Source organism: Bifidobacterium primatium (genome assembly GCF_002802875.1).
Taxonomy (GTDB): domain Bacteria; phylum Actinomycetota; class Actinomycetes; order Actinomycetales; family Bifidobacteriaceae; genus Galliscardovia; species Galliscardovia primatium.
The window spans coordinates 239,799-265,561 of sequence record NZ_PEBI01000003.1 but is presented as its reverse complement, the minus strand read 5'-3'; the positions used below and the strand labels follow the sequence as shown (position 1 = coordinate 265,561).

Genomic DNA, 25,763 nt, shown 5'->3' with positions numbered 1-25,763 from the left:
TGGAATCCGGGGGCGTCAGCTGGTCTTCAGACGATAACGCTGTGTCGGGTCGTCGCGGAATCGCACCCGGGCGACCCGGCCCTCCTTCACCAGTTCGCGTAATCCCGACGTGGCGGCCAGCGGCGTCAGCCGCAGTTCACGCACGATCTCCTTCACGCTCATCGCCGAATGCCGTTCGAGCAGCGTCATGATCTCCCGTGACACATCGCTCGGCGAACCGTGCTTGAGTGTGCGATGCTTGGTGATGGTCATGGTAAACGTGTTGATGTCGTTGCGGGTGGTCGCCGGCTCGATGCCGGCCTCCCTCAGGCTCGCGGCGATGCGTTGATAGCCGTCGCCGCCCTCGGGGTTCACGAACCCGCCTCCCGGATACGGCGTGGACTCCAGCAGCGTGAACAGGAACTGGTTGCGCGTCGATGAGAACGCCGTCCCCTCGACCGGATGGGGATTGGCGAGCACGTCATGCGTCACCGTGCCGTAGAGGCCTCCCGGATTGCTGATCTCTATGCGGTCGGTGAACACACTGACATGCACCTGCGTTCCGCGTGCATCGGGGGAGTAGTCGCGGTGCGTGAGCGCATTCGCGACGGCCTCGCGCACCGCATCCGGCGGATAATCCGGCCGGCGCGCCCCGATCCACCGCATCAGCGATTCGACCGTGTCGTCGATCATCAGAGGAATCGAACCGACGACCGTCTGCGAGGCGATGAGTCGCTCGTCCCCACGGAACACATCGTCGCGGCTGGTGCCGGGGAAAACCGCGATGGACACGTTCAATCGCGGAAAGAACCTCTGCGGGTAGCGTCCCAACGCCAACAGTCCCGCCAGGGTCGGACGCAGCACCCCTCCGACACGATGGCCGTCCGAATCGTCATGACGCAGCGCCTGAAGGTCGAGCAGCGCCTCGGTGTCCGACCGGTCTGCAAAGACATGCGGATGCTGCTCTCGAACACGGGCGAGCAGCCCATCCACCAAAACGGGATCGAAGTCATCGCGTGTCGCCTCCGGCACGATGTCCAGATCGTACGTCGGCTGCAGATGCTCCTCGATAAGCCGGTCCACCTCATACGAGGTCATGCGCCGGTCCCCGTCGCCGGTACGGATGAACGAGCCCCCATGCGCGCCGATCGCCGAAATGAAGCAGGGCTTGTCGCGCGGCAGCATCTCGTCGACCCGTGCGAACACCAGATTGCTGCCCTCGAACGGGCAGGTCACGATCGTGGGACGCACCACCGGCGTCATCTTCTCGCAGGCCTGACTGAGCGACTCCTGCATCGAACGGGCGTTGAACCCCTCGACGGGCGTGAACCCGTTCTTTTCCGAAAGCCCGAGGATGATCCATCCTCCCGAACCGTTCGAGAACGCGGAAAGCGTGTCGGTGATCGTCGAGGATATCTTGCGCTTGCACTCCTTGACCTCGCACTGCTGGGTATCGTTGCCGATCAGTCGCATCAATGCGATGAGCTCGGTCATCTTCGCGGTGTAGTCGTCAACCATGGCACGTCCTCCCTGACACCATCATCCTCCCGACAATCAAGGAAACGACGTGGTTTTCACCTCCGTTCATCGAAAATTCATGAGGGACGGCATAGACAGCGGCGATCACAGGACGAACGGTGACGGGCATTTGTCGGAGAGCCGTCCTACAAATAATCAGGTGACCCAAGACACCCCCTCCGAACAACCCACCCCGCACTGGCGTTTCCAAGGCATCGACGGCATCAAAGGCCTATCCCTGGCGGCCATCATCGTCTACCACTACAACCCCCTGATCATGCCCGGCGGATTCGTCGGCGTGGACGTGTTCCTCACCATCAGCGGCTTCCTCATCACGCTCAGCATGCTCAAACGACTCCATGCGGGAGGACGCATCGGCTGGATCGACTACTTCACCCATAGGCTCCGCCGGCTCTACCCGGCACTGATCGTCATGGTGCCGACGGTGATGACGCTGGCGAACGCCGTTCAGCCCGACTTCCTTGTCGGTATCCGCAAGCAGGCCTCGGCGGCGCTGACCTTCATCTACAACTGGTACGCCGTCACCTCCGGAAGCAGCTACTTCGACACCATGAACCCCCAGATGTTCAAGCACCTGTGGTTCATCGCGCTACTCGCCCAGTTCTATGTCGTCGCCCCCATGCTGGTCCGGATTCTCTGGAGTCTGCGGCATCCCACGCCGGCGGTTCTCACCCTGCTGGGGCTTTCCGCCGCGAGTTTCATATGGATGGCCCGGCTCTACGACCCCGCCTCGCCCACACGCGTCTACGAGGGGACGGACACCCACGCCGGCGGCTTCCTGCTCGGCATGGCGTTGGCATGGTGCATATGCGCATGGCGCGGCGCCGAGGCAACGGGCCGACGCCATATGGCCATCACCCGTCTCGCCATGCGATTCTGGCGTCGAATCGCCGCATACACCGGGTTTGTCGCGCTGGTGCTGCTGGTCGTGCTCGCGCTGCGTCTCAGACAGGACACCGTCGCATTCCACGGCGGCATCGCCGCGGCGTCGGTGCTGGCCGTGCTGCTCATCGCCGGCACCATCACCGACGGCTCCTGGATGCAGGGACTGTTCGCCATACACCCGCTGTCGGCGACCGGAACATACTCCTACGGCATCTACCTATGGCATTGGCCGCTATGGCTGCTCGGCTCGGCACTGATGCGTTCCCTGGGTCTCAGGCAGCCACTGGCCGCCGCAGCCATGGCGCTCGCCGTCACTGCGGTGCTGGCGTACTGCTCCAGCGTATTGGTGGAAAAGCCCTCGGCACGCGGCGGCTTCATCGGCGCGATCATTCCCGACCCCCCGGTCGGAGCCAAGGCCGCTGCACGTGGCCTCGCGGTGATGCTGATCATACTGCTGGCCTTCACCGGCGGATTCCGTGCCTGGCGCGACGCCCCGGCGAAGACGAGCACGCAGATTGCCCTTGAGAAGACACAGCGGATGATGGAGGAGCGCGCCCGACTCAACGGGGAGATTCTGCGCAAACCCGTTCCACGACCCAAGAAGCCCGCCCATGCCTTCCCGACCGGCATGCAGATCGTGGCCATCGGCGATTCGGTGATGGACATGGCCGCCCCGCAGATGCAGGAGCGTTTCCCCGGCATCCTCGTCGATGCCAAGGTGTCCCGGTCCATCATGGAGGCCGGACCCATCGTCGGCCAGCTGCAGACGGAAGCCAGGATGCGCCCGTGGCTCGTCATCGGACTGAACACGAACTCGGCCATCACGTCCGACCAGCTCGATCAGCTTCGCGCACAGATCGGTCCCGATACCGTGCTGGTGATCGTGAACGGGCACGGACCCGACAGCTGGATCACCGAGTCCAACGACGTCACCCGCTCCTATGCGCAGGCGCATGCGGACAACACCGTGTATGTGGATTGGGATGCGGCCATATCGCAGCATCTCGATCTGTTGTACAGCGACGGCGTGCATCCGATGGAAGGGGCCGGTGCCGACATCTACCCGCAGGCCATCCAACAGGCCATCCGGCAGTGGATATCGGAAGGCCACTGACGCGAAAGACATGAAAAAACGGGGACGGGCCTCATCGGTCCGTCCCCGTTCGTGTTGGCGCGATATGCCGTCTTATTCCTTCGATTCGGAATCGACGTCGGACTTCGCCGCAGCAGCAGCGAGGAAACGCTCCTCACCGGGCAGGGCGATGTTGAGGATCACCGCCACGACGAACGCCACGGCGATGCAGTTCGAGGCGAAGATCTGCTGGAACAGCGCGGGGAAGTGCACGAAGATGTGGTTCACCTGCGTGAATCCGATACCGATGGTCAGGCTGAGCGCGGCGATGGTGATGTTGCGCTGCGAATAGCCGGCCTCCGAGATCATCTGGAATCCGGAGAGGATGATGTTGCCGAACATCATGATGGTGCATCCGCCGAGCACCGCCTGCGGAAGCGAGTTGAACACCTCGGCAATCGCCGGCACGAAGCTGGCGAGGATCAGGATGACGCCTCCGGAAAGGATCACCTTGCGGTTGACCACCTTCGTCATGGCCACCAGACCGATGTTCTGCGCGAAGCTCGTCAGCGGCAGGCATCCGAACAGGCCGGAGACCGAGGAGATCAGGCCGTCGCCGGCGATGGCGCCTGCGGTCTCGCGCTCGGTCGGTTGACGGTCGAGGCCGACCTTGGTCAGTGCGGCGGTGTCGCCGAGCACCTCGACCGAGGAGACGACGTACAGCAGGGCGATGGAGATGATCGAACCCCAGTCGAATTCGGGCCTGAACGGCATGAACTGGGGGAGGGACACCACGGAGAGGTGCTGGAACCCGGAGAAATCGACCATGCCCATGCAGATCGCCACCACATAGCCGACCACCAGACCGAACAGCACGGAAAGCTGCTTGGCGGTGCCCTTCATCAGCAACTGGAAGGCCAGGCAGGCCACCAGCGAGATAAGTCCCAGCGTGAGGTTGCGCCACGATCCGAAGTCTGCGGACGTGGCGTCTCCTCCACCGAAGCTGGTGGCGCCCACCGTCAGCAGGGAGAAGCCAATGGACGTCACCACGATGGCCGAAACGATCGGCGGCACGAACCTGCGCCAGTATTTCGCGGTGAGGCCCAGCACCAGTTCCAGCAGGCCGCCGACCAACACGGCGCCGACCACGGCGCCGTATCCCTTGTCGGCGCAGATCGCCGTTGCGGCCGCCACATAGGTGAAGGAGATGCCGGTGACCATCGGCAGACGGGAGCCGATGCGCCATGCGCCGTACAACTGCAGGCAGGTGCCGAGGCCGGCGACCAGCAGACCCGCCTGAATCACGGCGGCCGACTGCTCCGGCGTCATCTTCGCGGCATTGGCGACGATGAAGATCGGGGCGAGATTCGCCACGAACATCGCCATGACGTGCTGCAGACCGAACGGTATGCCCTTCCAGAACGAGACCGGTGCGTCCAGCGAGGTCAGGGCCTCGACCGAAATGTCGGGTTTGCTCTTCTCTTTCGTGCTCAACGAAGTTCCTCTCTTAATGGTTCCCTTGGTTCTCTTCAATTACCCCTGATGTATTTCGTATGCTCCCATACGCCATGAAGGCGTGCGGAAGCCGCGCCGAAGGGCGGTCAGGCGCGAAACTCGATGGTGCCGTTCTGCGGGTCCATGGAATCGACCACGGCCAGCGAATCGACGTCGTATCCGAGCGAACGCAGTTCGTCGCCGCCTCCCTGGAAGCCCTTCTCGATGGCGATGCCGATGCCTTCGACGGTCGCCCCGGCATGTTCGCAGATGTCGATGAGACCATGCAGGGCCTTGCCGTTGGCGAGGAAATCGTCGATGAGCAGCACGTGGTCGTCGGGGCCGAGGTACTTGCGGGAGACGATGACCGGGAACTCGCGCTGCTTGGTGAACGAATACACGGTGGAGACATACTGGTCGCCGTCGAGATTGATGGACTGCGCCTTCTTCGCGAAGATCACGGGCACATCGCCGAAATGCCTCGCCGCCACGCAGGCGATGCCGATGCCCGACGCCTCGATGGTGAGGATCTTCGTGATGTTCTTGCCCGCGAAGTGCTCGGCCCACGCCCTGCCCATCGCGTCATACAGCGCCACATCGCACTGATGGTTCAGGAATGCATCCACCTTGAGCACGTTGCCCGGCTTGATGGTGCCCTCCCGGCGGATTCGATCCTCGAGTTCCTTCATAAATCACCTCATTGGACGATAGGCGGACGACAGACGGTCCGACATGGATGTGAATGGGATGGTATGTAGCTTACGCGGCGTAGATGACCGACGGATTGGACCATGGTACAAACGAGGGTTTGGACTTTACCATGTGAGACGGGTTGGGAGATGAAAGCAGGGGCGGCTATAGTAAGGTCTCCGTGCCGGCGTGCGTGCCGGACTGACATGTACGAGAGTGAAAACAGGATTGGGGAGCGGTTCGTGCGTACGAGTGATATCTGGGTGTTCCTGGCGATGGTGCTGTATTTCGTGGCCATGCTGTCGGTCGGATTCTTCTATTCGAAGAGGTCCAACTCATCCGCTTCGCAGTACTTCGCCGGAGGACGAGGCGTCGGCCCGTGGCTCACCGCATTGTCCGCCGAAGCCTCCGACATGTCCGGCTGGCTTCTCATGGGCCTTCCCGGCCTCGCCTACTTCACCGGCATCGCCGACGCCGGATGGACGGCCGCCGGCCTCGCCATCGGCACCTACCTCAACTGGAAGATCGTCGCCAAGCGACTGCGCCGCTACTCCGTGGCCGCCGGTAACGCCATCACCATCCCCGACTACTTCTCCAAGCGATTCGGCGACACCAGGAACATTCTGTCCACCATCTCCGCCGTCATCATCATCGTGTTCTTCGCCGTATACGTCGGCAGCTGCTTCGTCACCGTCGGCAAGCTGTTCGACACGCTCTTCGGCTTCGATTACCACCTTATGATGGTGCTCGGCGCCATCGTCGTGTTCCTCTATACCGTCATCGGCGGATACCTCTCCGTCGTCGTCACCGACTTCATCCAGGGCATGCTCATGTTCTTCGCGCTCGCCGTGGTCTGTGTGGGCACTGTGGTCAGCGCGGGCGGCATCGACCATGTCGCCGCGTTCCTCAGCGACATCCCGGGATACCTGAGCGCCAACCACACCGCGACCCCGACGCTTGACGCGGCCGGCATGCAGCTGGTGCAGGGCGGCAATCCCGTGTTCGGCGCCCCCACCGACTTCGACATCATCACCATCGTCTCCCTGATGGCCTGGGGTCTTGGCTACTTCGGCATGCCCCAGGTGCTGGTGCGTTTCCTCTCCGTGCGCGACGCCGAGGAGATCAAGCAGTCCCGGATCATCGCCACCGTGTGGGTGGTCATCTCGCTGGGCTGCGCCATCGCCATCGGCATGTTCGGCCGCGCCATGCTGCCCACGCGGTTCGGCACGCAGGCCGCCGCCGAAAGCGTGTTCATCGTGCTCAGCCAGATGCTGCTGCCCAGCTTCGTATGCGGCGTGGTCGTATCCGGCATCTTCGCGGCGTCGATGAGCTCCTCCTCAAGCTACATGATCATCGCCGGCTCGGCGGTGGCCGAGAACATCTTCCGAGGTATTTTCAAGCGCAACGCGTCCGACCGCCAGGTCATGTGGGTGGCCCGCATCACCATCCTCGTGGTGTTCGTCTTCGGATGCCTCATTGCCGCCGACCAGAACTCCTCCATCTTCCAGGTCGTCTCCTATGCCTGGGCCGGACTCGGCGCATCCTTCGGCCCGCTCATGCTGTTCAGCCTGTACTGGCGTCGCACCAATGCCCACGGCGCCATCGCCGGCATGCTTTCCGGCGCCGTCACCGTGTTCGTGTGGAACCTGTTCGTCAAGCCCCTCGGCGGCATCTTCGGCATCTACGAGCTGCTGCCCGCGTTCATCGTCTCCGCACTGGCCATCGTCGTGGTGTCGCTTGCCACGAAGGCGCCGTCGAAGCAGATAACCGACGTGTTCGACCACTACATGGACGACGACACCAACGTCGGCGAGCTGCTCGAGGAGCATGCCGTACGGCAGTAGAAGACGTTGCCTCCCCTCGGAAAGCCCTTGACCGCGCCGGATGGTAGATTCTTGTACTCGGTTTTGAGTACAAGGACAGCAACGACGGCCAAGGGCCGAGGGGAGCGCGAACGATGATCAATGAAGAGCCCGAAGTCATTGCACGCAGTGCCGAGGAACTGTTGGGCGGGCTGAACGAGCAGCAGGCCGAGGCCGTGCAGTACGACGGTCCCGCCCTGCTCATCGCAGCCGGCGCCGGCTCGGGCAAAACCCGCGTGCTCACCCGCCGCATCGCATGGCTGCTCAGCCAGACGGGCGCATGGCCGAGCCAGATTCTCGCCATCACCTTCACCAACAAGGCCGCCGCGGAGATGAAGGAACGCCTCACCACGCTCATCGGTCCGGTGGCCCAGCGCATGTGGGTCTCCACGTTCCATTCCGCATGCGTGCGCATCCTGCGACGCGACGGCGAGAAAATCGGCCTGAAGTCCGGATTCTCCATCTACGACACCGCCGATTCGCAGCGTCTGGTGAAGATCATCTGCACCGAACTCAACATCGACGTCAAGCGTTATACGCCGCGTTCGATCCTCGCCCGCATCTCCGACTACAAGAACAGTCTGATCGGCTGGCAGGAGCGTCTCAAGGAGTACGCCCCGCAGTTCAGACCCGGCGTCCGCGGCTCCCAGATCGGCAGCTTCGGCGACGTCGAGGTGCTTTACGCCTGCGTGTACGCCGAATACCAGTACCGTCTGGCCGCCGCCAACGCCGTCGACTTCGACGACCTCATCATGCGTACCGTGGAACTGCTGCGCGCCGATCCCATGACCGCCGAATACTATCGACGCAAGTTCCGCTACATTCTCGTCGACGAGTATCAGGACACCAACCACGCCCAGTACGTGCTCGTGCGCGAGCTCGGCGGCGTCGACGACGGCGGCGCTCGCGAGCCCGGAGCCCGTGGCGCCGGGCGAAGCGGTCCGGCGTGGATCACCGTCGTCGGCGATTCCGACCAGTCCATCTACGCGTTCCGCGGTGCGGACATCCGCAACATCCTGGCATTCGAAAAGGACTTCCCGAATGCCAGGACCATCATGCTGGAGCAGAACTACCGTTCCACGCAGACCATCCTCAACGCCGCCAACGCGGTGATCGCCCTCAATCCCGGACGCAAGCCCAAGAAGCTGTGGACCGCTCTCGGCGACGGATCAAAGATCATCGGGTACGCCGCGGACAACGCCCAGCAGGAGGGCGCGTGGATCGCCACCGAAATCGCACGGTTGGCCGGCGAGGAAGGCTACCGGTACTCCGACATCGCGCTGATGTACCGCGCCAACGCGCAGTCGCGTTCCCTCGAGGAGGCGCTCATCAACGCCGGCATCCCTTACCAGCTCGTCGGCGGCACCAAATTCTATGAGCGCAGGGAGGTCAAGGACGCGATGGCCTACCTGCAGGCGATCGCCAACCCCGACGACGACGTGAACCTTCGCCGTATCCTCAACGTGCCGAAGCGAGGCCTCGGCGCCCGCGCGGAGGCGGTGCTCACCATGTTCGCCGCCGACCATCGCACCAGTGCATGGTCCGCCCTGGAGGCACTCGACTCCATCGAGGGCGTTCCCACAAGGACCGCGAACCTGCTGGGACAGTTCCGCGATCTCATGACCGGCCTGCGGGCGTTCGCCCGTCAGAACGACGGCAAACCCAGCGAGATCGTGGCCGAAGTGCTGGAGAAGACCGGGCTGCTGGCCGAATTGAAGAAGTCCACCGACCCGCAGGACATGACCCGCGTCGACAACCTCTCCCAGCTGCAGTCCGTCGCCGCCGAATACGAGCAGAACACGCCCGACGCCACGCTGAACGGATTCCTCGAGACCACCGCACTCGTCGCCGACAGCGACCAGCTGCCGGACGAGGGCGAGGACACCGGCGCCGTGACCCTGATGACATTGCACACCGCCAAGGGCCTCGAATACCCCGTGGTGTTCCTCACCGGCATGGAGCAGGGCACGTTCCCGCATTCACGCGCCATGGAGAACGAGAGCGAGCTGGAGGAGGAGCGACGGCTCGCTTACGTGGGCATCACCCGTGCACGTCAGATCCTGTATGTCACGCGTGCGGCCGTGCGCGCCCAGTGGGGGCAGGCCGCCGAAATGCTGCCGAGCCAGTTTCTGGATGACATCCCCGAAAACCTCATCGAGTGGAAGGGGCGTGAGACCGGCGTCGACGCATTGCGCGGCGGATGGCGATCGGGAGGCTTCGACGACGATGATGAATTCGGCGGCTTCGAAGGAGGCTATTCGTCCTCGTCCTCATCGTATGGGTCGCGTCCCCGTTGGGGCTCCGCGGCAAGGAAGGCGACGTCCGGCTCGTCGTATGGCTCATCGTCGTATGGCTCGTCATCCTATGGCGGCGGATACGGCTCACGCGGATCGAAATACGGTTCCCGGAGCGGCGGTTCACGGACGGGCTCGTCGTACGGCGGCTCGTATGGTTCGTCGTACGGCTCCTCGTCCGGAGGCAAGTCCGGCCGAGTCACCACACGCCGTATGAAGAAGGACCTGCTCGATTCGCTGTCGAAGGCGAAGAGCGCCGCGGCCCGTAAGAGCGAGTCCGCCGCACAGTCGGGCGCTCTCAACGTCGCGGACTTCCACGAGGGGGACAAGGTGACCCATGACCAGTATGGTCTTGGCACCATCGTCGCCGTTGAGGACAAGGGCCGCAACTCCGTGATCACCGTCGACTTCGGCTCCGATGGCGTCAAGCGTCTTCTGCTGCGTGTGGCCCCCATCGAAAAGCTGTGACATCCGCCGCATGATGTGCCGTGGGCGGGAACGGCTGCACGGCGTACGAAGCATGTAGCAGTGACGTTCGGGAAAAGCAAGACTTGACTTTCCCGAACGGGTTCGGAACAATCATTCGGGTTCTGCCAGCAGTATTAAAGCAGTAGGAGAAGATTGTGAAGAACAGGCTGTTCGCCTCCATTCCGTCCATCGTGTTCGGCGTACTGATCGCCATCGCCCCGCACACGTTCGCACACGTGTGCAAGGTCACCGAAATGGCGATGAAATGCCATTGGACCGCACAGGCGGAAATCGGCGTCGGGGCGATGATTGCCGTGCTCGGCCTCATCGCCCTGTTCGTCGAACCGAAGATCCGTGTCGGCCTAAGCATCGCCGTCATATTGGCCGGCGTGCTGGCCATCGCCGTTCCCACCGTGCTCATCGGCGTGTGCCCGGGCGCGATGATGCACTGCCACATGGTCGCCCGGCCGACGCTCATCGTCCTCGGCGTGCTGACCATCGTGTTCGCCGTCGTCGCTGTCCTGCTCGACTCACGAACCGCGAAACGGGCCTGACCATGGCCGCCGTCCCGCACATCACCCTCGGAAGGCTTCCGCTGGAGAACCTTCGGCGCAAACCGTTCCGCACCACGTCGCTCATCGTCGTTGTCGCGATTCTCGCCATGGCGTTCTTCGGCGGATCCATTCTGGCGCTGAACCTCAACAAGGGGCTGAAAAGCATGGAGGAGCGTCTCGGTGCCGACCTCATGGTGGTGCCCTCCGGAAGCCAGAGCAAGGCCGAGGCGCTGCTGACCAACGGCAACCCGAACACGTTCTACTTCACCAACGACATCGGCGAACGCGTACAGGGCTTCGACGGGGTCGAGCAGGCCACCGAACAGACGTACATCGCGTCCCTGGCCGCCGAATGCTGCGACGAGAAGGTCCAGATCGTCGGTTTCAACCCCGAGACCGACTTCGTCATCGAACCCTGGATCGCCTCGCAGTATGATGGCACGCTCGGCAAGGGCGAGGTCATCGTCGGCAGCAGCATCAACGTCTCCGCCGACAACACCATCAAGCTGTACAACCACGTGTTCCCCGTCAAGGCGCAGCTCGCCCGCACCGCCACCGGACTCGACAGTTCGGTGTTCATCAGCGACGGCACCGTCCCCGACATGGTCTCGTACGCCAACAAGGTGACGACCCGCGGCACCATTCCCGACGAATACGCGGACAGGGCCGTGTCCTCCGTCCTCGTGAAGCTGCAGCCGGGATATTCCGCCGAACAGGTGGCCGATGAAATCTCGAAATCCGACCTCAAGGGCGTCGGCTTCGTCTATCCGGGCGGCGTGACCAGCACCACCAAGACGAGCCTGAACACCATCCTCGTCTATGTCGCTGTGTTCCTCATCGTATTCTGGGCGCTGGCGCTGATCGTGCTGCTCGCCGTGTTCTCGGCGTCGGTCAACGAACGTAAGAAGGAGTTTGCCAGCCTGCGCATCATGGGCGCCACCCGGGGGATGCTCACCCGAATCGTGCTGGGCGAGTCCGCGCTAATCGGACTGATCGGCGGGGTCATCGGCATCGCCGTGGCATCGCTTGTCGTGTTCCCGTTCAGCGGAGCCATTGGCAAGGAGCTTGAGCTGCCGTACCTTCAGGTGGGCGTCGTGCCGTGCCTGCTGCTGATCGTCGGTTCGCTGGCGTTCGCCGTCGTCACGGGAGCCCTGGCGTCGTTGGTTTCGGCGTTCCGTCTTGGTCGTCCTGAGGCGTATCTCACGCTCAGGGAGGGGGAGTGACATGTTGTTGGATGTTCGTGAACTGACCCGTGAATTCATCCGTCGGGGCAGGACGTTCGCCGCCGTCGACCATGTGAACCTGCAAATCGACGACGGCGATTTCGTCGCCATCGTCGGTCGTTCCGGAAATGGCAAGAGCACGCTGCTGAACATGATCTGCGGTCTGCTCAGGCCCAGTTCCGGCACCGTTCTCGTCGGCGGAAGGAACGTGGCGGAGCTTGACGACCGCGAGCTTTCCCTGCTGCGCAACCGTGTCGTGGGGTTCGTCACGCAAAGCCAGACATTGCTGCCGAACCTCACCATTGCGGACAACGTGATGCTTCCGGCGATGATGTTCCCCGAGGAGCCGTTGAACATCATGTCGTTCAGTGATGACGTGACGGATAACGCCGCCTCGATTGACGACGCGAGTCCCGTGGGGGACGTGCCCGATAACGGGGGGGCGGATATCGTCGACCCCGACATGCCCGATGTCATCGCGCCGATGCGTGTGGAGCCGATCGGACCGGAGACCTCCCCGGACGAATATGAGAAACGCGCCATGGCGTTGCTTGCCGACCTCGGCATCGCCGACCTTGCCGGCAGCTATCCCAGGGAACTGTCCGGAGGAGAGATGCGTCGCGCGTCCATCGCCCGCGCGCTGATGAACGGTCCCCGGCTGCTTATCGCCGATGAGCCGACCGGCGACCTCGATGCCGAATCGACCGCCGTCGTCATGCGCCTGCTGCGTTCCGTGGCCGACTCCGGCACCGCCGTGCTCATGGTCACCCATGACGCCGATGCGATGCCGTATGCCGACCGCATCGTCACCATGGACGCCGGCAGGTTGACCGAATCGGCGGCATAGTGTATTATTTCCATCTTGGTGTCTGCCATCCGGGCAGTACCTATCTGGAGTCTTAGCCCATCAATGGGTCGGCGATGCCGCAGCGGCATCGTTCGCGTGTTGTTCAAGACGCGGTGAAGCATTGGAGAGGCCGACTCAGCGTGCGCCCCGCGCACGTTCCGTTCAGATAACGACAGAAACACAAAGGATGAGTCTGATATGACCAACGTTCAGCGCTCCCGCCGTCAGGTGCGTCTTTCCCGCGCCCTCGGCATCGCTCTGACCCCGAAGGCCCAGCGTATCTTCGAGAAGCGCCCGTACGCCCCCGGCGAGCACGGCCGCACCCGTCGTCGCACTGAGTCCGATTACGCCGTTCGTCTGCGTGAGAAGCAGCGTCTGCGCGCCCAGTACGGCATTTCCGAGAAGCAGCTTCGTGCCGCCTACGAGAAGGGCACCCACGAGGCCGGCCAGACCGGTAATGCCATGCTGCAGGACCTCGAGTCCCGTCTCGACGCCCTCGTGCTGCGCTCCGGCTTCGCCCGCACCACCGCCCAGGCCCGCCAGTTCGTCGTCCACGGCCACATCATGGTCGACGGCAACAAGGTGGATCGCCCGAGCTACCACGTCAAGCCCGGCCAGACCATTCAGGTCCGTCCGAAGAGCCAGACGATGGTTCCGTTCCAGATCGCCGCTGAAGGTGTGCACCGCGACGTGCTGCCGGCCGTCCCGGGCTACCTGGACGTCGACCTCGCCTCGCTGAAGGCCACCCTGACCCGCAAGCCGCTTGCGGAGGAGATTCCGGTTCAGGTGAACATCCAGTACGTGGTCGAGTTCTACGCTCGCTGATCGATTTCCGATCACAGAACCCTGCGCGCCGCAAGGCCGCAGGGTTCTGTCGTTTCAGGGAAGAATCAGGGTAAACCCGCATGGTTCCGAGTCGCCTTTCCGGCGATAATCGAGACAACGGCATCATTTCATGTACAGAAGATCGTAAAGGAACCGACATGAGACTTCTCGGCAACATCATCTGGCTGATCCTCGGTGGACTGCTGCTGGCCATCGGCTGGGCGGTGATCGGCATCATCCTGTGTGTCACCGTCATCGGCATCCCTCTGGGACTGCAGGCCTTCAAAATGGCCCAGCTCACGCTGACCCCGTTCGGCAAGGACATCATCTATGGGGGCGGGCTCGGCTCGACGCTGCTCAACATCGTCTGGCTGCTGCTGGCCGGCCTGTGGATGGCCATCGGCTACGTCATCGCGGGAATCGCCACATGCGTCACCGTCATCGGCATTCCGTTCGGGCTGCAGTCATTCAAAATGGCGAAGCTGGCGCTTATGCCATTCGGCGCGTCCGTCGTCATGGTCCGTTAGGCCGCACGGCGCGTCAGGCGATGCGATATCGATCCCCGTGCTTGGTGATGAACAGACCGGCGCGCCGCATCTTCCGCATCAGCGTATAGAGCGCGGTCTCCATGATGTCGTGCTGCTCGAAGAAGCCCCGTCCGCAAACGGTGTCGAGAATCTCATCGAAGGTGAGAAACTCGCCGTTGGCAGCGACCAGTGCCTCCAATGCACCATATTCCCTGGGGGAGAGAGGAACGGGCGTACGATGGTCGCCATAGAACGCCTGTCTGGTCGCGAGGTTCAATGTGAGTGCACCGCGGGTGACGATCGCCGAGCCGTCATGCGACGACAGGTCGCCGAGCATGTGGACGGCCGTCAGCAGCTGGGAATCGGAGAACGGCTTGACGAGTTCGGCATCGCAGGCGAGGGCAAGCGGTTCCGTCGGCCGTGGCGGCTTCGCGAACCGCGGCGAGACAAGCTTGAGCGTGGCTGCCCGTCGGGCGAGGCGAAGAACCATCGTCCATGCCTGGGGATCGGCGGAATCGTCGAAACGGTCGTCGACGATGACGACGTCCGCGTCGAATCCGTCGGGACGTTCGGTCTCCGCCGGGAGGGGAAAGGCCACGACCTCATGACGTTCGGACTCCAGAGCGGCCTGCACCGCGTTTCTCAGGGCTCCGCCGCCCGCAGCCAATAGAATCCTCATGATGCCTCCCAGGGCCATTGCGTGTTAGCAACCACAATAGGCTCCGAGGTGGAAATGGCCTTCGCCGAGGCATCTGCGGGTAGGATATGTACGGGTGGACGTATACGAACGAATGAATGGACGAACGCGATGATCACCGAAGTGGTACTGGTCCGGCACGGCCGGACCCCATACAACCTGGCCCATCGTCTGCAGGGGCAGGTCGATGTTCCACTGGACATCATCGGGCAATGGCAGGCCGACCAGACCGGTTATGAGCTGGCACGACGCTACTACTGGGCCAAGGTGTCAAACATCGCCTCGCATCCCAAACTGCTCGCACAGCCCGGTCCCGACGCCGCATGTCCCAGCGACATCGGCGAATACCGCGACGCGCCCGCATCCCGCCGCAGACTCGAGGTGTACAGCTCCGACTTGTTCCGTGCACAGCAGACCGCACATGCATTCGCCGACCTGCTCGGGCTGCCCGTGACATGCGACCGGCGGCTGCGTGAACGCAGTTTCGGACGATGGGAGGGCCTGACCCGCGAGCAGATCAAGCGGATGGACGCCCGCGCCTACGCGTCATGGCGCGCCCACACCGGAGGCGAGCTTGAATACGGGGTGGAAAGTCGTACCGCGTGCGGACAACGTGGCATGGAGGCGCTGAACGACATCGTCTCCCGGCATGCCGATGACGGCACCGACACCACGCTTGTGGTGGTGAGCCACGGTTCGTGGATCGTCGCGACGGTGGAGACGCTGGTGGGCATCGACCCCGACCGGCTCAACAGTCTGGGATCCATGCGCAACGCGTTCTGGTCACGGCTTGTTCCCCATTATCGCAGCGACAGCTCACCGGCATGGTCGCTTGAGGAGTTCAACACCGGTCCGCAGATCGCGGGAACCGTCGACTGGGAGAACGGCCCGCAGGAACTGCGCAACGAACGCATGCCCGGCTGGCAGCCGCTCGTGCAATAGGCGATGTGACGCCCATCACCGAATCCTTTCCGATCTTCCGAACCATCCGCACCATATAACGACTAACGACACATAACGGAGACGAACCCATGACCTTCCACCTGCATCTGGTCCGCCACGGACAGACCTATTTCAACCGATACAACCGTCTTCAGGGATGGTCGAACTCGCCCCTGACCGAAGCGGGCGTCGCCGATGCGGAGAAAGCGGGCCGGAAGCTCGAAGGCCTCGACTTCGCGGCGGCCTACTGCTCCGACACCACGCGTGCGGAGCTGACGGCGAAGAGCATCCTCGACATCAACGAACAGGCCGGGCATCGTCGCCCCGAGCTGACCGTCGACATGCATTTCCGCGAACAGTTCTACGGATACTACGAAGGACTCGACATGGCCATGGCCTGGTACGCCGCCGGAGCCCCGCACGGCGTGAAGACCTACAACGCCATCGTGGAGAGGTTCGGTCTCGCCGCGACCAAGGACTTCCTCAAGGAGGCCGACCCATTCCATGACGCCGAAAGCGAAACCGAATACTGGGAGCGTGTCGAGGGTGGCTTCTCGCTGATCGCCGCCAACCCGGCCATCAAGGACGGCGACGACGTGCTGGTCATCTCGCATGGCAATACGCTGCTGAGTCTGATGCACCGCTTCGCCCCGGAAGGCTACGACTTGAGCGAAAGGCCTGCCAACGGCAGTGTCACCGTGCTCGACTACGACCCGTCGAGGCCGCTGGACGAGGGCGGCATCACCATCGTCTCCTACAACCGATGACGGGCGCTGTTCGCCGCAGGTGCTAGCCTAAAACCTGTACTGCGTCCGGAACGCATATGATGTGAAGAAACGAGGTATCGATGGACATCGGTCAGATCGCCGGCTTGATCGCGGCCATTGCGTTCGCCATACTGGCGGGATTCATGATCTATCCGCTGATCCGTCTGGGCAAACTGTTCGACCAGGTGGCCCAGACCGTCAAGGAGACGGGCGATCATGCCGTCCCCGCCCTGGACGAGGGAGTCACGACCGTGCAGAAGGTCAACCGATCCCTGGATGACGTGAACGCCATCTCCGAGGCCGCACAGCGTTCCGCCACCAACGTCGGCGCACTCACCGACCTGTACGGGTCGTTCCTCGGCAAGCCCGTTATCAAGGCCGCCTCGGCCGCATGGGCCGTCAGGGCCACCGCCCAGGACTTCCTGAACAAGCGGGCTGCGGGTACGGTCTCCGCCGACCTCGACGCCGATACGGCCGCCAGGGGGGAGTGACATGTTCAAACGACTGTTCTGGATCTGCGTGGGTGTGGTCACCGGAATCATGGCCGTCACCAAGGCCCAGGCCTACGTGAAGGCGCACACCCCGGAACCAGCCCGCACCTTCGTGTTCGGCCCCGACGAGGAGAAGCCCCCGGTCACCCTGCAGACGGTGCAGGCGCTGTTCGCCGACTTCGAGCGGCACCGCCATGCCCGCGAGGAGGAACTGAACCGTCAGTTCATCGCCAAGTCCGAGCGATAGGGCATCACAGACATCACAGACGCATTCACCGGCCCATCGGCCATTCAGGATTTTTATTTTTGCGGGCGTCCACGTCGGCGCTCGCGCAACACACAGAAATAAAGGAGTCGCACATCCATGCGCACATCGGAAATCGCCAAGCGATATCTGGATTACTTCTCGAAGCATGATCATATGGTCGTTCCTTCGGCATCCCTGATTTCGCCGAACCCGACCACGCTGTTCACCATCGCCGGCATGGTCCCCTTCATCCCGTACCTGCTCGGCGAGCAGACACCGCCCCATCCGCGCATGGCCAGCAACCAGAAGTGCGTGCGCACGCTCGACATCGACGAGGTCGGCAAGACCACCCGCCACGGCACGTTCTTCCAGATGCTCGGCAACTTCTCCTTCGGCGACTACTTCAAGGAGGAGGCCATCCATTATGCATGGCAGCTGCTGACCACCCCGCAGGACCAGGGCGGCTACGGCTTCGACCCCGAGAAGCTGTGGGTGACGACGTACACCGACGACGAGGAGGCCCGTTCCATCTGGAAGAACGAAGGCTTCGACCCCGAGCACATGCAGATCTTCGGCATGGAGGACAACTTCTGGACCACCGGCGGTCCCGGCCCCGGCGGCCCCTGCTCCGAGATCTACGTCGATCGCGGCCCCCAGTACGGCAAGGACGGCGGCCCCGCAGCCGATGAGACCCGTTTCATCGAGATCTGGGACCTTGTGTTCGAGAACTACGAGGTCGACAACGTCAAGTCCAAGACCGACCTGCACATCGTCGGCGAGCTCGAGAACAAGAACATCGATACCGGCGCGGGTCTGGAACGTCTCGCATACCTCATGCAGGGCAAGGAGAACATCTACGAGACCGACGAGGTCTACCCGGTCATCGAAGAGGCCGAGCGTCTCTCCGGCCTCAAGTACGGCGAGAACGAGGAGGCCGATGTGCGCTTCCGCGTGGTCGCCGACCACGTGCGCTCCGCTCTCATGATCATGAGCGACGGCGTGCGTCCGAGCAACGTCGGCCGCGGCTACGTGCTGCGTCGCCTGCTGCGCCGCACCGTGCGCTCCATGCGCATGCTGGGCGTACACGACGAGGTGCTGCCGTCCCTGTTCCCCGTCTCCAAGAACGCCATGGCCCCGAGCTACCCGGAGCTCAACGAGACGTTCCACGAGGTCTCCGAATCCGCATACGCGGAGGAGGACGCCTTCCGCCGCACCCTCGACAACGGCACGTCCATCCTCGACGTCGCCGTCAAGAAGGCCAAGGACTCCGGCACCGATCCGACCGTCTCCGGCAAGGACGCGTTCACCCTGCACGACACCTACGGCTTCCCGATCGAGCTGACGCTCGAGATGGCCGCCGAACAGGGCGTGAAGGTCGACGAGGCCAAGTTCCGCGAGCTCATGAACGAGCAGAAGTCCCGCGCCCGCGCCGACGCACTGAAGAAGCGCCACAACGTGGACCTGTCCGTATACGACGACTTCAAGAAGACCCTTGAGGCGCCGCTCGAGTTCCTCGGCTACACCGACTTCTCCAGCCGTTCCAACGTGCTGGGCATCATCCAGGAGGGCAAGGGCACGGTCCCGGCCGTCACCGCCCCCGCCACCGTCGAGGTCGTCCTCGACCGCACGCCGTTCTACGCCGAGGCCGGCGGACAGCTCGCCGATCAGGGCGAGATTCTCACCGACGACGGCGCCGTGCTTGAGGTGGACGACGTGCAGCATCCCATCAAGGGCCTGACCGTGCACCAGTGCCGACTGACCGAAGGCACGCTGGTGCGCGGCGCCAAGGTGACCGCCACCATCGATCAGGAACGCCGCGGCGCCATCGCCCGCTCGCACACCGCCACGCATATGGTGCACAAGGCGCTGCGCGAGGAGCTTGGCCCGCAGGCCACCCAGCGTGGCTCCGAGGATGCGCCGAACCGTCTGCGCTTCGACTTCCAGTGGGGCAAGGCCCCGAGCAAGGGCGTCATGAGCGCCGTCGAGGCCCGTGTGAACGACCGGTTGCGTGACAACCTCGCCGTCACCACGCAGGAGATGAAGTTCGACGACGCCATCGCCCTCGGTGCCATGCACCTGTTCGGTGAGAAGTACGGCGATATCGTGCGCGTGGTCTCCATCGGCGAGGACGGCTGGAGCCGCGAGCTGTGCGGCGGCACCCACGTGGACCACGTCGGCAAGATCGGTGCGGTCTCCATCATGTCCGAGGCCTCCGTCGGCACCGGCGTCCGCCGAGTCGACGCCGTGGTCGGACAGGGCGCCTATGAATACAACGCCCGCGAGCATGCCCTTGTCTCCCAGCTTTCCGACAAGCTCAACGCCCGTCCCGACGAACTGGCCGACCGTGTGAACGCGCTGCTCGCCAAGCTCAAGGAATCCGACCGTCGTCTGGCCTCCATGTACGAAAGCAATCTCGCCGGTCAGATTCCGCAGCTCGTCGAAGCCGCGAAGAACAGCGCCGACGACATCGCCGTGGCCGCGAAGAACGTGGGTCGTTTCGGCTCCGTCGATGCCCTTCGCAAGACCGTGATGGACGTCCGCGGCCGTATCGGTGAAAGCAAGCCCGTCGTGGTCGCGCTGTGCGGCGAGGGGGAGAACGGCAACCCCGTCATCATCGTGGCGACCAACGAGGCCGCACGCGACAAGGGCGTGAAGGCCGGCGACCTGGTCCGCGCCGCATCCAAGGTGCTCGGCGGTGGCGGCGGTGGCAAGCCCGACTTCGCCCAGGGCGGCGGTCAGGACGCCTCCAAGGTCGACGAGGCCCTGGCATCGCTGAAGGCCCAGGTCGCGGGCCGCTGATCGAAGGCGGGTTGGCGACAGGCATCAGTTCATGTCATATTGGCTAGGTATCGATCTCGGTAATGCTCGGGTCGGACTCGCATTGTCCGACCCCGAGCTTACCTTTGCACATCCGATTGGCAACATCCAGGTGCGTGGAGACTATTTCCAGGCCCTGTATGATGTATTGGACGTTATTGAGGACAACCACGTCGACCATGTGGTTGTCGGCTACCCGTTGCTGCTCAATGGCACCGAGGGGTCCAGCGCCAAAAAGGCCCGGCGCTGGGCGAAGAACCTCGAACGTCGACTTGAGAACGAGGACATTCACGCGACGGTGCAGTTGTTGGACGAACGAATGACGACGGTAAGCGCACACCGGCAATTGTCGGAGGCAGGCCTGCGTTCGCGCGAGCACAGGCCCAGCGTGGATCAGCAGTCCGCTGTGGTGCTCCTGCAGGCGGCGTTGGACGCCGCGGCGCGAGCCGAGGCCCCGTCCATTGGTTCCACTGGTTTGGAGGGCTAATGACCGACGATGATATGCAGGATTTTTTCGCCGAGAAAGCCCAATGGGTCGGACGCGGCGATGAGCCGGGACTGAATCCGGCCGTACCGCCGCGTCCCCCGCGCTCCCGCAGGGAGATGCGCAAGAAGCGCCGCAAGCGTCAGCGCTCCAAGTGGCTGAAGATCGTCATGACGGTCATTCTCGTGGTGTGCGTCGCCGTCGTCGGGTGGTTCGTCTACTCGGGCGTATCCACGGCCCGTTCGAAGATGCAGAGCCAGGTGCAGCGCACCCAGGCCGCCGATTATCCCGGCCCCGGAAGCGGCAACGTGGAATTCACCGTCGAGAACGGCCAGTCCAGCGTCGACATCGGCGACAATCTCGAGAAGCAGGGCATCGTCAAGTCGAGCATGGCGTTCCAGCAGGCCATCTCCAATGCCGGGCTTCAGGATCAGTTGCAGCCCGGTACGTTCGAGCTGCATTACCGCATGAAGGCCGACGATGTGGCCAAGGTGCTCACCGACTCCACGAAGGCCAAGGGCTTCCTCGTGGTGAACCCCGGCGAGCGTTCCGGTGCGGTCATCGAGCAGGCCTCGGAGCTTTCGGGAATCGACAAGTCAGAGTTCGAGGCGATCGTCAAGAACAAGGGCAAGGGCATCCTGCCCGCCGAAGCGAACGGCAGCTTCGAAGGCTGGCTCGAGCCCGGCAGCTACAACGTAAAGGGCAAGAGCTCCGCCTCCGACATCCTCAAGGAGATGGTGCAGAAGCGCATCAAGAAGCTTGACCAGCTCGAGGTGCCCACCGGGGCCAAGCGTGAGGAGATCCTCAAGAAGGCGTCGATCATCGAGGGCGAGGTGAACAAGGCCGACTATTACGGCAAGGTGGCCCGCGTCATCGAGAACCGCCTTGCCAGGAACATGCCGCTCGGCATGGACTCCGTCGTTGCCTACGGCAATAACGTCGAGCCCCGTGCCCTGACCAACGCCATGCTCAATGACAAGAAAAATCCCTACAATTCACGCATTCAGAAGGGACTGCCCCCCACGCCGATCAGTCAGGCCGGCGATACCGCCATCACGGCGGCCATGCACCCCACCGAGGGCAACTGGCTGTACTTCGTCACCGTGAACCTCGACACCGGCGAGACCAAGTTCACCGACAACCAGTCGGAGTTCCAGAAGTACGCCAAGGAATACGAGGCCTGGGAGGCCAAGAACTAGGCGTGCGGAACTTCTGGGGCCAGCCGGAATCAGAACGCCGAAAGCGCGATCGCCGCGAATGCGGAGAAAACGATGGCCGGGGCGAAGGGAATCGAATCCCCGCCCCGGCCTCGTTGTATGCCCAGCATGGCAAGGCCGGACAGTCCCATGAGCAGCCACCATACGGCCACTGTCTCGATGCCGAGGCATCCGACCGCAAGCCCCATCAGCAGCGTGCATGTCACGTCGCCGAATCCCAGTGCCCCAGGCCTCACCAGCGCCAGTGCCAGCTGAACCAGCGCACATGCCACCGCAAAGCCCAAGGAACCTGCCAAAGGCGTCCACGATCCCGACCACATGCACCACGCGACGACGCACGCCAGCTGGACGACGGACCCCGCCGCGACGATCGGCCGAGGCACGCGTCGTGTCCGAATATCGGTATAAGCAATCATGATTCCGGCGATTGCGCTAGGAATAAGGAAAAGGTATGCCATTGAACGTAAGATATACCGAGGTTAACGACAACTGATTCGATTGCGCGGAAACGTTGTTCCGCCGGATTCGATACGACAAAAGGAGAAGGGCGATGTTGCGCTGGCAGACGGCAGGGGAGTCACATGGCGAGGCTTTGGTGGCCATGATCGAAGGACTGCCCGCAGGCGTCCAGGTCACCTCGCAGGACATCAAGGACGCGTTGGCGCGACGTCGTCTGGGATATGGCCGCGGCGCCCGCATGAAATTCGAGCAGGATGAAGTGCGTCTGCTCACCGGTGTGCGTCACGGCTCCACGCTCGGTGGCCCGATTGCCATCGAGATCGCCAACACCGAATGGCCGAAGTGGACCGAGGTCATGAGTGCCGACCCGCTCGACCACGATCTTCCGCAGACCGGACGCAACGCCCCGCTGAGCCGTCCCCGCCCGGGCCATGCCGACCTGACCGGCATGCGCAAGTACGGCTTCGACGACGCCCGTCCGGTGCTGGAACGCTCCAGCGCACGCGAGACCGCGTCCCGTGTGGCCCTCGGCGCCGTGGCCGCAAAGTTCCTCGAGCAGACGTTCGGCATCCGCACCGTCTCCCATGTCATCTCCATCGGAGGCGCCGGCGTCGAGGACGCCGACAACGCCCCGCTGCCGACCCCCGACGACGTCGCCGCGCTCGACGCCTCCCCGGTGCGTACGCTCGACAAGGCCGCCGAGGAGCGCATGATCAGCCGCATCGACGAGATCAAGTCCAACGCCGACACCGTTGGCGGCGTCATCGAGGTCATCGCCTACGGCGTGCCCGCCGGCATCGGCACCTACGTCGAATCCGACCGTCGCCTCGATGCGGCCCTCGCCTCCGCTGTCATGGGCATCCAGGCCATCAAGGGCGTGGAGATCGGCGACGGCTTCCTCGAGGCCGTGCGTCCCGGTTCCGCCGCACACGACGAAATGGTTCCCGGCGAGGACGGCCGCATCACCAGGCTCACCAACCGAGCCGGAGGCATCGAGGGCGGTATGTCCAACGGCCAGCCCATCCGCGTTCGCGCCGCCATGAAGCCCATCCCGTCCATCCCGCGTGCCCTCAGGACCGTGGACGTCGCCAACGGCGAGGCCGCGCAGGCCATCAACCAGCGTTCCGACTCCACCGCCGTGCCGGCCGCGTCCGTCGTGGCCGAGGCGATGGTGCGTCTGACCCTCGCCAAGTACGCGCTCGAGAAGTTCGGCGGCGACAGCGTGGCCGAAACCAGCCGCAACGCCGAGAACTACCTCGCCTCCTGGCCCGAGCACATGCGCTGACGGGGGAGCGACGAATGACGAACGCCATCCCCAAGGCCGTGCTCATCGGCATGCCCGGAGCCGGCAAGACCCGCATCGGACAGGACGTCGCCTCGGTGCTGAACGTGGAATTCAAGGATTCCGACGTCGAGATCGAGGCTCGTGAGCAGACGAAAATCCCCCAGATCTTCGAGGAACGAGGCGAAAAGGCGTTCCGCATCATCGAAAGCGACGTGATTCTCGGATTCATGCACGGATTCGGCGGCGTCCTCTCGCTTGGCGGCGGCGCGCCCATGACCGACAGCGTCTGCGCCGCCCTCGAACGCTATGTCGACGAGGGCGGCGTCGTCGCCTATCTCGACGCCGACCCCAGCGAAGCCATCGCCCGTGCCTCCCGCTCCGGCAACAGGCCGCTGCTTGCCGACGGCGCCGCCAAGAAATGGCGCAGACTGTATGCGGAACGCAAACCCGTGTTCGAGCATCTGGCGAATCTCATCGTGCATACGAAAGGAAAGACTCCTATGCAGGCAGCACAGAACATCGCCGACACCGCCAACGAACGCGTCGTCCACGTCGATGGCGCCGAACCATACGACGTGCGCATCGGCTCCCACGTGGTCAACCATCTCGCCGACGTCCTTGGCGACAAGCCGGTGAAGATCGCGATGATCCACACCACGCCGGTGCAGCGCCACTCCGACCGCGTGCGCACGCTGCTGCGCCGTGCCGGCTACGACGTGTCCGACATCACCATTCCCGACGCCGAAGCAGGTAAGACCATCGAGGTCGCCAATGGCATCTGGAAGCGTCTCGGCGAGGAGGGCTTCACCCGTTCCGACGCCGTCGTGGGACTCGGCGGCGGCGCCGCGACCGACCTGGCCGGCTTCGTGGCCGCCACGTGGATGCGTGGCATCCGTTATGTGAACTGTCCCACGTCGCTGCTCGCCATGGTCGACGCCTCCACCGGCGGCAAGACCGGCATCAACACCGAGGCCGGCAAGAACCTCGTCGGCAGCTTCTACACGCCGGCCGGCGTACTCGCCGACCTGACCACGCTGGGCACCCTGCCGAACGACATCTTCGTCGAAGGCCTGGGCGAAGTCGCCAAATCCGGCTTCATCATGGACACGGAGATTCTCCATATCCTTGAGGAGAACGCCGAGGCGCTGCGCACCTTCGACCCGGCGAACATCACGCCGGAACTGGAGTCCGTCATCGCCGAACTCATCGAACGCACCGTGCGTGTCAAGGCTCATCACGTCTCCGCCGACCTCAAGGAGAAGGGACTGCGCGAGTTCCTCAACTACGGCCACACCATGGGCCACGCCATCGAAAAGCTGGAGCATTTCCGCTGGCGTCATGGCAATGGCGTCGCCGTTGGCATGGTGTACGCCGCCGAGCTGGCGAACATCCTCGGCTACATCGACCGCGATCTCGTCGACTACCATCGTTCGCTGCTCAGATCGCTTGGTCTGCCGACCAGCTGGAACGATGGCAGCTTCGACGACGTGCTCGCCCTCATGCACAAGGACAAGAAGGCCCGCGGCAAGATGTTGCGCTTCGTCGTTCTCGACCGTCCCGGCCACGTCGTCCACCTCGACAACCCGCCGGCCGACGCCGTCGAGGAAGCCTTCCGCCGCATCCAGAAGTAAGGAGCCATCACATGTCCACCAAAGTCATCGTCGTCAACGGACCGAACCTCGGCCGCCTCGGCGTGCGCGAACCCGACGTCTACGGCCATCAGGACCTCGAAACCCTGCGTCGTGACTGCACCGAATGGGGCAGGGAGCTCGGCCTCGAGGTCGAGGTGCGTCAGACCGACGACGAGGCCGAGATCATCGGCTGGATGCACCGTGCCGTCGACGAGCAGACGCCCGTCGTCATGAACCCGGCCGCGTTCACGCACTACAGCTACGGCCTGTCCGACGCCGCGCACATGGTCACCGACGCCGGCCTGCCGCTCATGGAGGTTCACATTTCCAATCCGGCCTCGCGCGACGCCTTCCGCCGCTACAGCGTCATCTCGCCCGTGGCCACCGGCACCATCACCGGCATGGGATTCTACGGCTACAGGCTCGCCCTTGAATCCGTCGCCCATCTGCTGAACGACTGACACCTC

Annotated in this window: 23 protein-coding genes; 18 read left to right on the top strand and 5 right to left on the bottom strand. The window is 63.6% G+C overall.

What is annotated here, in order from left to right:
* Window positions 1-15: 15 nt before the first annotated feature.
* Window positions 16-1,497 carry an ATP-binding protein gene (locus CS006_RS07225; RefSeq protein WP_100511137.1) on the bottom strand — a complete coding sequence of 494 codons (1,482 nt, stop codon included), beginning with the start codon at window positions 1,495-1,497 and terminating at the stop codon, window positions 16-18.
* Window positions 1,498-1,657: 160 nt separating this feature from the next.
* On the opposite strand from CS006_RS07225, the gene CS006_RS07220 reads away from it, so the two are divergent.
* A complete protein-coding gene (locus CS006_RS07220; RefSeq protein WP_165777282.1) occupies window positions 1,658-3,517 on the top strand; it encodes an acyltransferase family protein in 1,860 nt (619 codons plus the stop codon).
* A 72-nt stretch (window positions 3,518-3,589) separates the two neighbouring features.
* On the opposite strand, the gene CS006_RS07215 is transcribed toward CS006_RS07220, so the two are convergent.
* Both CS006_RS07215 and CS006_RS07210 read right to left on the bottom strand, forming a co-directional pair.
* Window positions 3,590-4,969: a nucleobase:cation symporter-2 family protein gene (locus tag CS006_RS07215; RefSeq protein WP_100511135.1), complete on the bottom strand. Its 1,380-nt coding sequence runs from the start codon at window positions 4,967-4,969 to the stop codon at window positions 3,590-3,592.
* Between the two features lie 107 nt (window positions 4,970-5,076).
* Window positions 5,077-5,658, bottom strand: coding sequence for a xanthine phosphoribosyltransferase (locus tag CS006_RS07210; RefSeq protein WP_100511134.1), 582 nt, complete (start codon window positions 5,656-5,658; stop codon window positions 5,077-5,079).
* A 243-nt stretch (window positions 5,659-5,901) separates the two neighbouring features.
* On the opposite strand from CS006_RS07210, the gene putP reads away from it, so the two are divergent.
* The 7 genes from putP (at window position 5,902) to CS006_RS07175 (ending at window position 14,259) form a co-directional block, all read left to right on the top strand.
* Window positions 5,902-7,503 (top strand): sodium/proline symporter PutP, encoded by a 1,602-nt coding sequence (gene putP, locus CS006_RS07205; RefSeq protein ID WP_100511133.1) that lies wholly within the window; start codon window positions 5,902-5,904, stop codon window positions 7,501-7,503.
* A gap of 113 nt (window positions 7,504-7,616) precedes the next feature.
* On the top strand, window positions 7,617-10,283 hold the full coding sequence (locus tag CS006_RS07200; protein ID WP_100511132.1) for a UvrD-helicase domain-containing protein: 2,667 nt from the start codon (window positions 7,617-7,619) through the stop codon (window positions 10,281-10,283).
* Between the two features lie 155 nt (window positions 10,284-10,438).
* The gene (locus CS006_RS07195; RefSeq protein WP_100511131.1) at window positions 10,439-10,837 is read left to right on the top strand and encodes a DUF4418 family protein; all 399 of its coding nucleotides are present in this window, start codon (window positions 10,439-10,441) and stop codon (window positions 10,835-10,837) included.
* 2 nt (window positions 10,838-10,839) lie between these two features.
* Window positions 10,840-12,060: an ABC transporter permease gene (locus CS006_RS07190; protein ID WP_100511130.1), complete on the top strand. Its 1,221-nt coding sequence runs from the start codon at window positions 10,840-10,842 to the stop codon at window positions 12,058-12,060.
* 1 nt (window position 12,061) lies between these two features.
* Window positions 12,062-12,907, top strand: a complete 846-nt coding sequence (locus CS006_RS07185) for an ABC transporter ATP-binding protein (protein WP_100511129.1) — start codon at window positions 12,062-12,064, stop codon at window positions 12,905-12,907.
* Window positions 12,908-13,105: 198 nt separating this feature from the next.
* Entirely contained in the window at window positions 13,106-13,732 is a 627-nt protein-coding gene (gene rpsD, locus CS006_RS07180; RefSeq protein ID WP_100511128.1) for a 30S ribosomal protein S4, read from the top strand.
* Window positions 13,733-13,890: 158 nt separating this feature from the next.
* A complete protein-coding gene (locus CS006_RS07175; protein WP_100511127.1) occupies window positions 13,891-14,259 on the top strand; it encodes a YccF domain-containing protein in 369 nt (122 codons plus the stop codon).
* Window positions 14,260-14,272: 13 nt separating this feature from the next.
* On the opposite strand, the gene CS006_RS07170 is transcribed toward CS006_RS07175, so the two are convergent.
* Window positions 14,273-14,938 carry a winged helix-turn-helix domain-containing protein gene (locus CS006_RS07170; protein ID WP_165777281.1) on the bottom strand — a complete coding sequence of 222 codons (666 nt, stop codon included), beginning with the start codon at window positions 14,936-14,938 and terminating at the stop codon, window positions 14,273-14,275.
* Between the two features lie 129 nt (window positions 14,939-15,067).
* Between CS006_RS07170 and CS006_RS07165 the strand changes: the two genes are divergently transcribed.
* The 7 genes from CS006_RS07165 to mltG all read left to right on the top strand — a co-directional run bounded on the left by CS006_RS07165 (window position 15,068) and on the right by mltG (window position 21,903).
* Window positions 15,068-15,898, top strand: coding sequence for a histidine phosphatase family protein (locus CS006_RS07165; protein WP_100511125.1), 831 nt, complete (start codon window positions 15,068-15,070; stop codon window positions 15,896-15,898).
* An 89-nt stretch (window positions 15,899-15,987) separates the two neighbouring features.
* Complete coding sequence (locus tag CS006_RS07160; protein WP_100511124.1) at window positions 15,988-16,665, top strand: histidine phosphatase family protein; 678 nt, start codon at window positions 15,988-15,990, stop codon at window positions 16,663-16,665.
* Between the two features lie 80 nt (window positions 16,666-16,745).
* Window positions 16,746-17,156, top strand: coding sequence for a DUF948 domain-containing protein (locus CS006_RS07155; RefSeq protein ID WP_100511123.1), 411 nt, complete (start codon window positions 16,746-16,748; stop codon window positions 17,154-17,156).
* 1 nt (window position 17,157) lies between these two features.
* On the top strand, window positions 17,158-17,403 hold the full coding sequence (locus CS006_RS07150; protein ID WP_100511122.1) for a hypothetical protein: 246 nt from the start codon (window positions 17,158-17,160) through the stop codon (window positions 17,401-17,403).
* A 117-nt stretch (window positions 17,404-17,520) separates the two neighbouring features.
* Entirely contained in the window at window positions 17,521-20,202 is a 2,682-nt protein-coding gene (gene alaS / locus CS006_RS07145; RefSeq protein WP_100511121.1) for an alanine--tRNA ligase, read from the top strand.
* 31 nt (window positions 20,203-20,233) lie between these two features.
* Window positions 20,234-20,707: a Holliday junction resolvase RuvX gene (gene ruvX, locus CS006_RS07140; RefSeq protein WP_100511120.1), complete on the top strand. Its 474-nt coding sequence runs from the start codon at window positions 20,234-20,236 to the stop codon at window positions 20,705-20,707.
* Window positions 20,707-21,903 (top strand): endolytic transglycosylase MltG, encoded by a 1,197-nt coding sequence (gene mltG / locus CS006_RS07135; protein ID WP_100511119.1) that lies wholly within the window; start codon window positions 20,707-20,709, stop codon window positions 21,901-21,903. The genes ruvX and mltG overlap by 1 nt, the downstream gene beginning before the upstream one ends.
* 29 nt (window positions 21,904-21,932) lie before the next feature.
* Here mltG and CS006_RS07130 read toward each other — a convergent pair whose 3' ends face one another.
* Window positions 21,933-22,337 (bottom strand): prepilin peptidase, encoded by a 405-nt coding sequence (locus CS006_RS07130; protein ID WP_243386935.1) that lies wholly within the window; start codon window positions 22,335-22,337, stop codon window positions 21,933-21,935.
* A gap of 134 nt (window positions 22,338-22,471) precedes the next feature.
* On the opposite strand from CS006_RS07130, the gene aroC reads away from it, so the two are divergent.
* Genes aroC through CS006_RS07115 form a run of 3 tightly spaced genes read left to right on the top strand, consistent with a single transcriptional unit; the run spans window position 22,472 to window position 25,757 of the window.
* Entirely contained in the window at window positions 22,472-23,665 is a 1,194-nt protein-coding gene (gene aroC / locus CS006_RS07125; RefSeq protein WP_100511117.1) for a chorismate synthase, read from the top strand.
* A 14-nt stretch (window positions 23,666-23,679) separates the two neighbouring features.
* Window positions 23,680-25,296 carry a bifunctional shikimate kinase/3-dehydroquinate synthase gene (locus CS006_RS07120; protein WP_100511116.1) on the top strand — a complete coding sequence of 539 codons (1,617 nt, stop codon included), beginning with the start codon at window positions 23,680-23,682 and terminating at the stop codon, window positions 25,294-25,296.
* 11 nt (window positions 25,297-25,307) lie between these two features.
* Window positions 25,308-25,757 (top strand): type II 3-dehydroquinate dehydratase, encoded by a 450-nt coding sequence (locus CS006_RS07115; RefSeq protein WP_100511115.1) that lies wholly within the window; start codon window positions 25,308-25,310, stop codon window positions 25,755-25,757.
* Window positions 25,758-25,763 lie beyond the last annotated feature (6 nt).

Bases quoted from the DNA above. Each gene is read 5' to 3' on its own strand.
- CS006_RS07225 (WP_100511137.1), bottom strand. From the start codon at position 1,497: ATGGTTGACGACTACACCGCGAAGATGACCGAGCTCATCGCATTGATG.
- CS006_RS07210 (WP_100511134.1), bottom strand. From the start codon at position 5,658: ATGAAGGAACTCGAGGATCGAATCCGCCGGGAGGGCACCATCAAGCCG.
- CS006_RS07200 (WP_100511132.1), top strand. From the start codon at position 7,617: ATGATCAATGAAGAGCCCGAAGTCATTGCACGCAGTGCCGAGGAACTG.
- CS006_RS07190 (WP_100511130.1), top strand. From the start codon at position 10,840: ATGGCCGCCGTCCCGCACATCACCCTCGGAAGGCTTCCGCTGGAGAAC.
- CS006_RS07185 (WP_100511129.1), top strand. From the start codon at position 12,062: ATGTTGTTGGATGTTCGTGAACTGACCCGTGAATTCATCCGTCGGGGC.
- rpsD (WP_100511128.1), top strand. From the start codon at position 13,106: ATGACCAACGTTCAGCGCTCCCGCCGTCAGGTGCGTCTTTCCCGCGCC.
- CS006_RS07175 (WP_100511127.1), top strand. From the start codon at position 13,891: ATGAGACTTCTCGGCAACATCATCTGGCTGATCCTCGGTGGACTGCTG.
- CS006_RS07170 (WP_165777281.1), bottom strand. From the start codon at position 14,938: ATGAGGATTCTATTGGCTGCGGGCGGCGGAGCCCTGAGAAACGCGGTG.
- CS006_RS07165 (WP_100511125.1), top strand. From the start codon at position 15,068: ATGATCACCGAAGTGGTACTGGTCCGGCACGGCCGGACCCCATACAAC.
- CS006_RS07160 (WP_100511124.1), top strand. From the start codon at position 15,988: ATGACCTTCCACCTGCATCTGGTCCGCCACGGACAGACCTATTTCAAC.
- CS006_RS07155 (WP_100511123.1), top strand. From the start codon at position 16,746: ATGGACATCGGTCAGATCGCCGGCTTGATCGCGGCCATTGCGTTCGCC.
- CS006_RS07150 (WP_100511122.1), top strand. From the start codon at position 17,158: ATGTTCAAACGACTGTTCTGGATCTGCGTGGGTGTGGTCACCGGAATC.
- alaS (WP_100511121.1), top strand. From the start codon at position 17,521: ATGCGCACATCGGAAATCGCCAAGCGATATCTGGATTACTTCTCGAAG.
- ruvX (WP_100511120.1), top strand. From the start codon at position 20,234: ATGTCATATTGGCTAGGTATCGATCTCGGTAATGCTCGGGTCGGACTC.
- mltG (WP_100511119.1), top strand. From the start codon at position 20,707: ATGACCGACGATGATATGCAGGATTTTTTCGCCGAGAAAGCCCAATGG.
- CS006_RS07130 (WP_243386935.1), bottom strand. From the start codon at position 22,337: ATGATTGCTTATACCGATATTCGGACACGACGCGTGCCTCGGCCGATC.
- aroC (WP_100511117.1), top strand. From the start codon at position 22,472: ATGTTGCGCTGGCAGACGGCAGGGGAGTCACATGGCGAGGCTTTGGTG.
- CS006_RS07120 (WP_100511116.1), top strand. From the start codon at position 23,680: ATGACGAACGCCATCCCCAAGGCCGTGCTCATCGGCATGCCCGGAGCC.
- CS006_RS07115 (WP_100511115.1), top strand. From the start codon at position 25,308: ATGTCCACCAAAGTCATCGTCGTCAACGGACCGAACCTCGGCCGCCTC.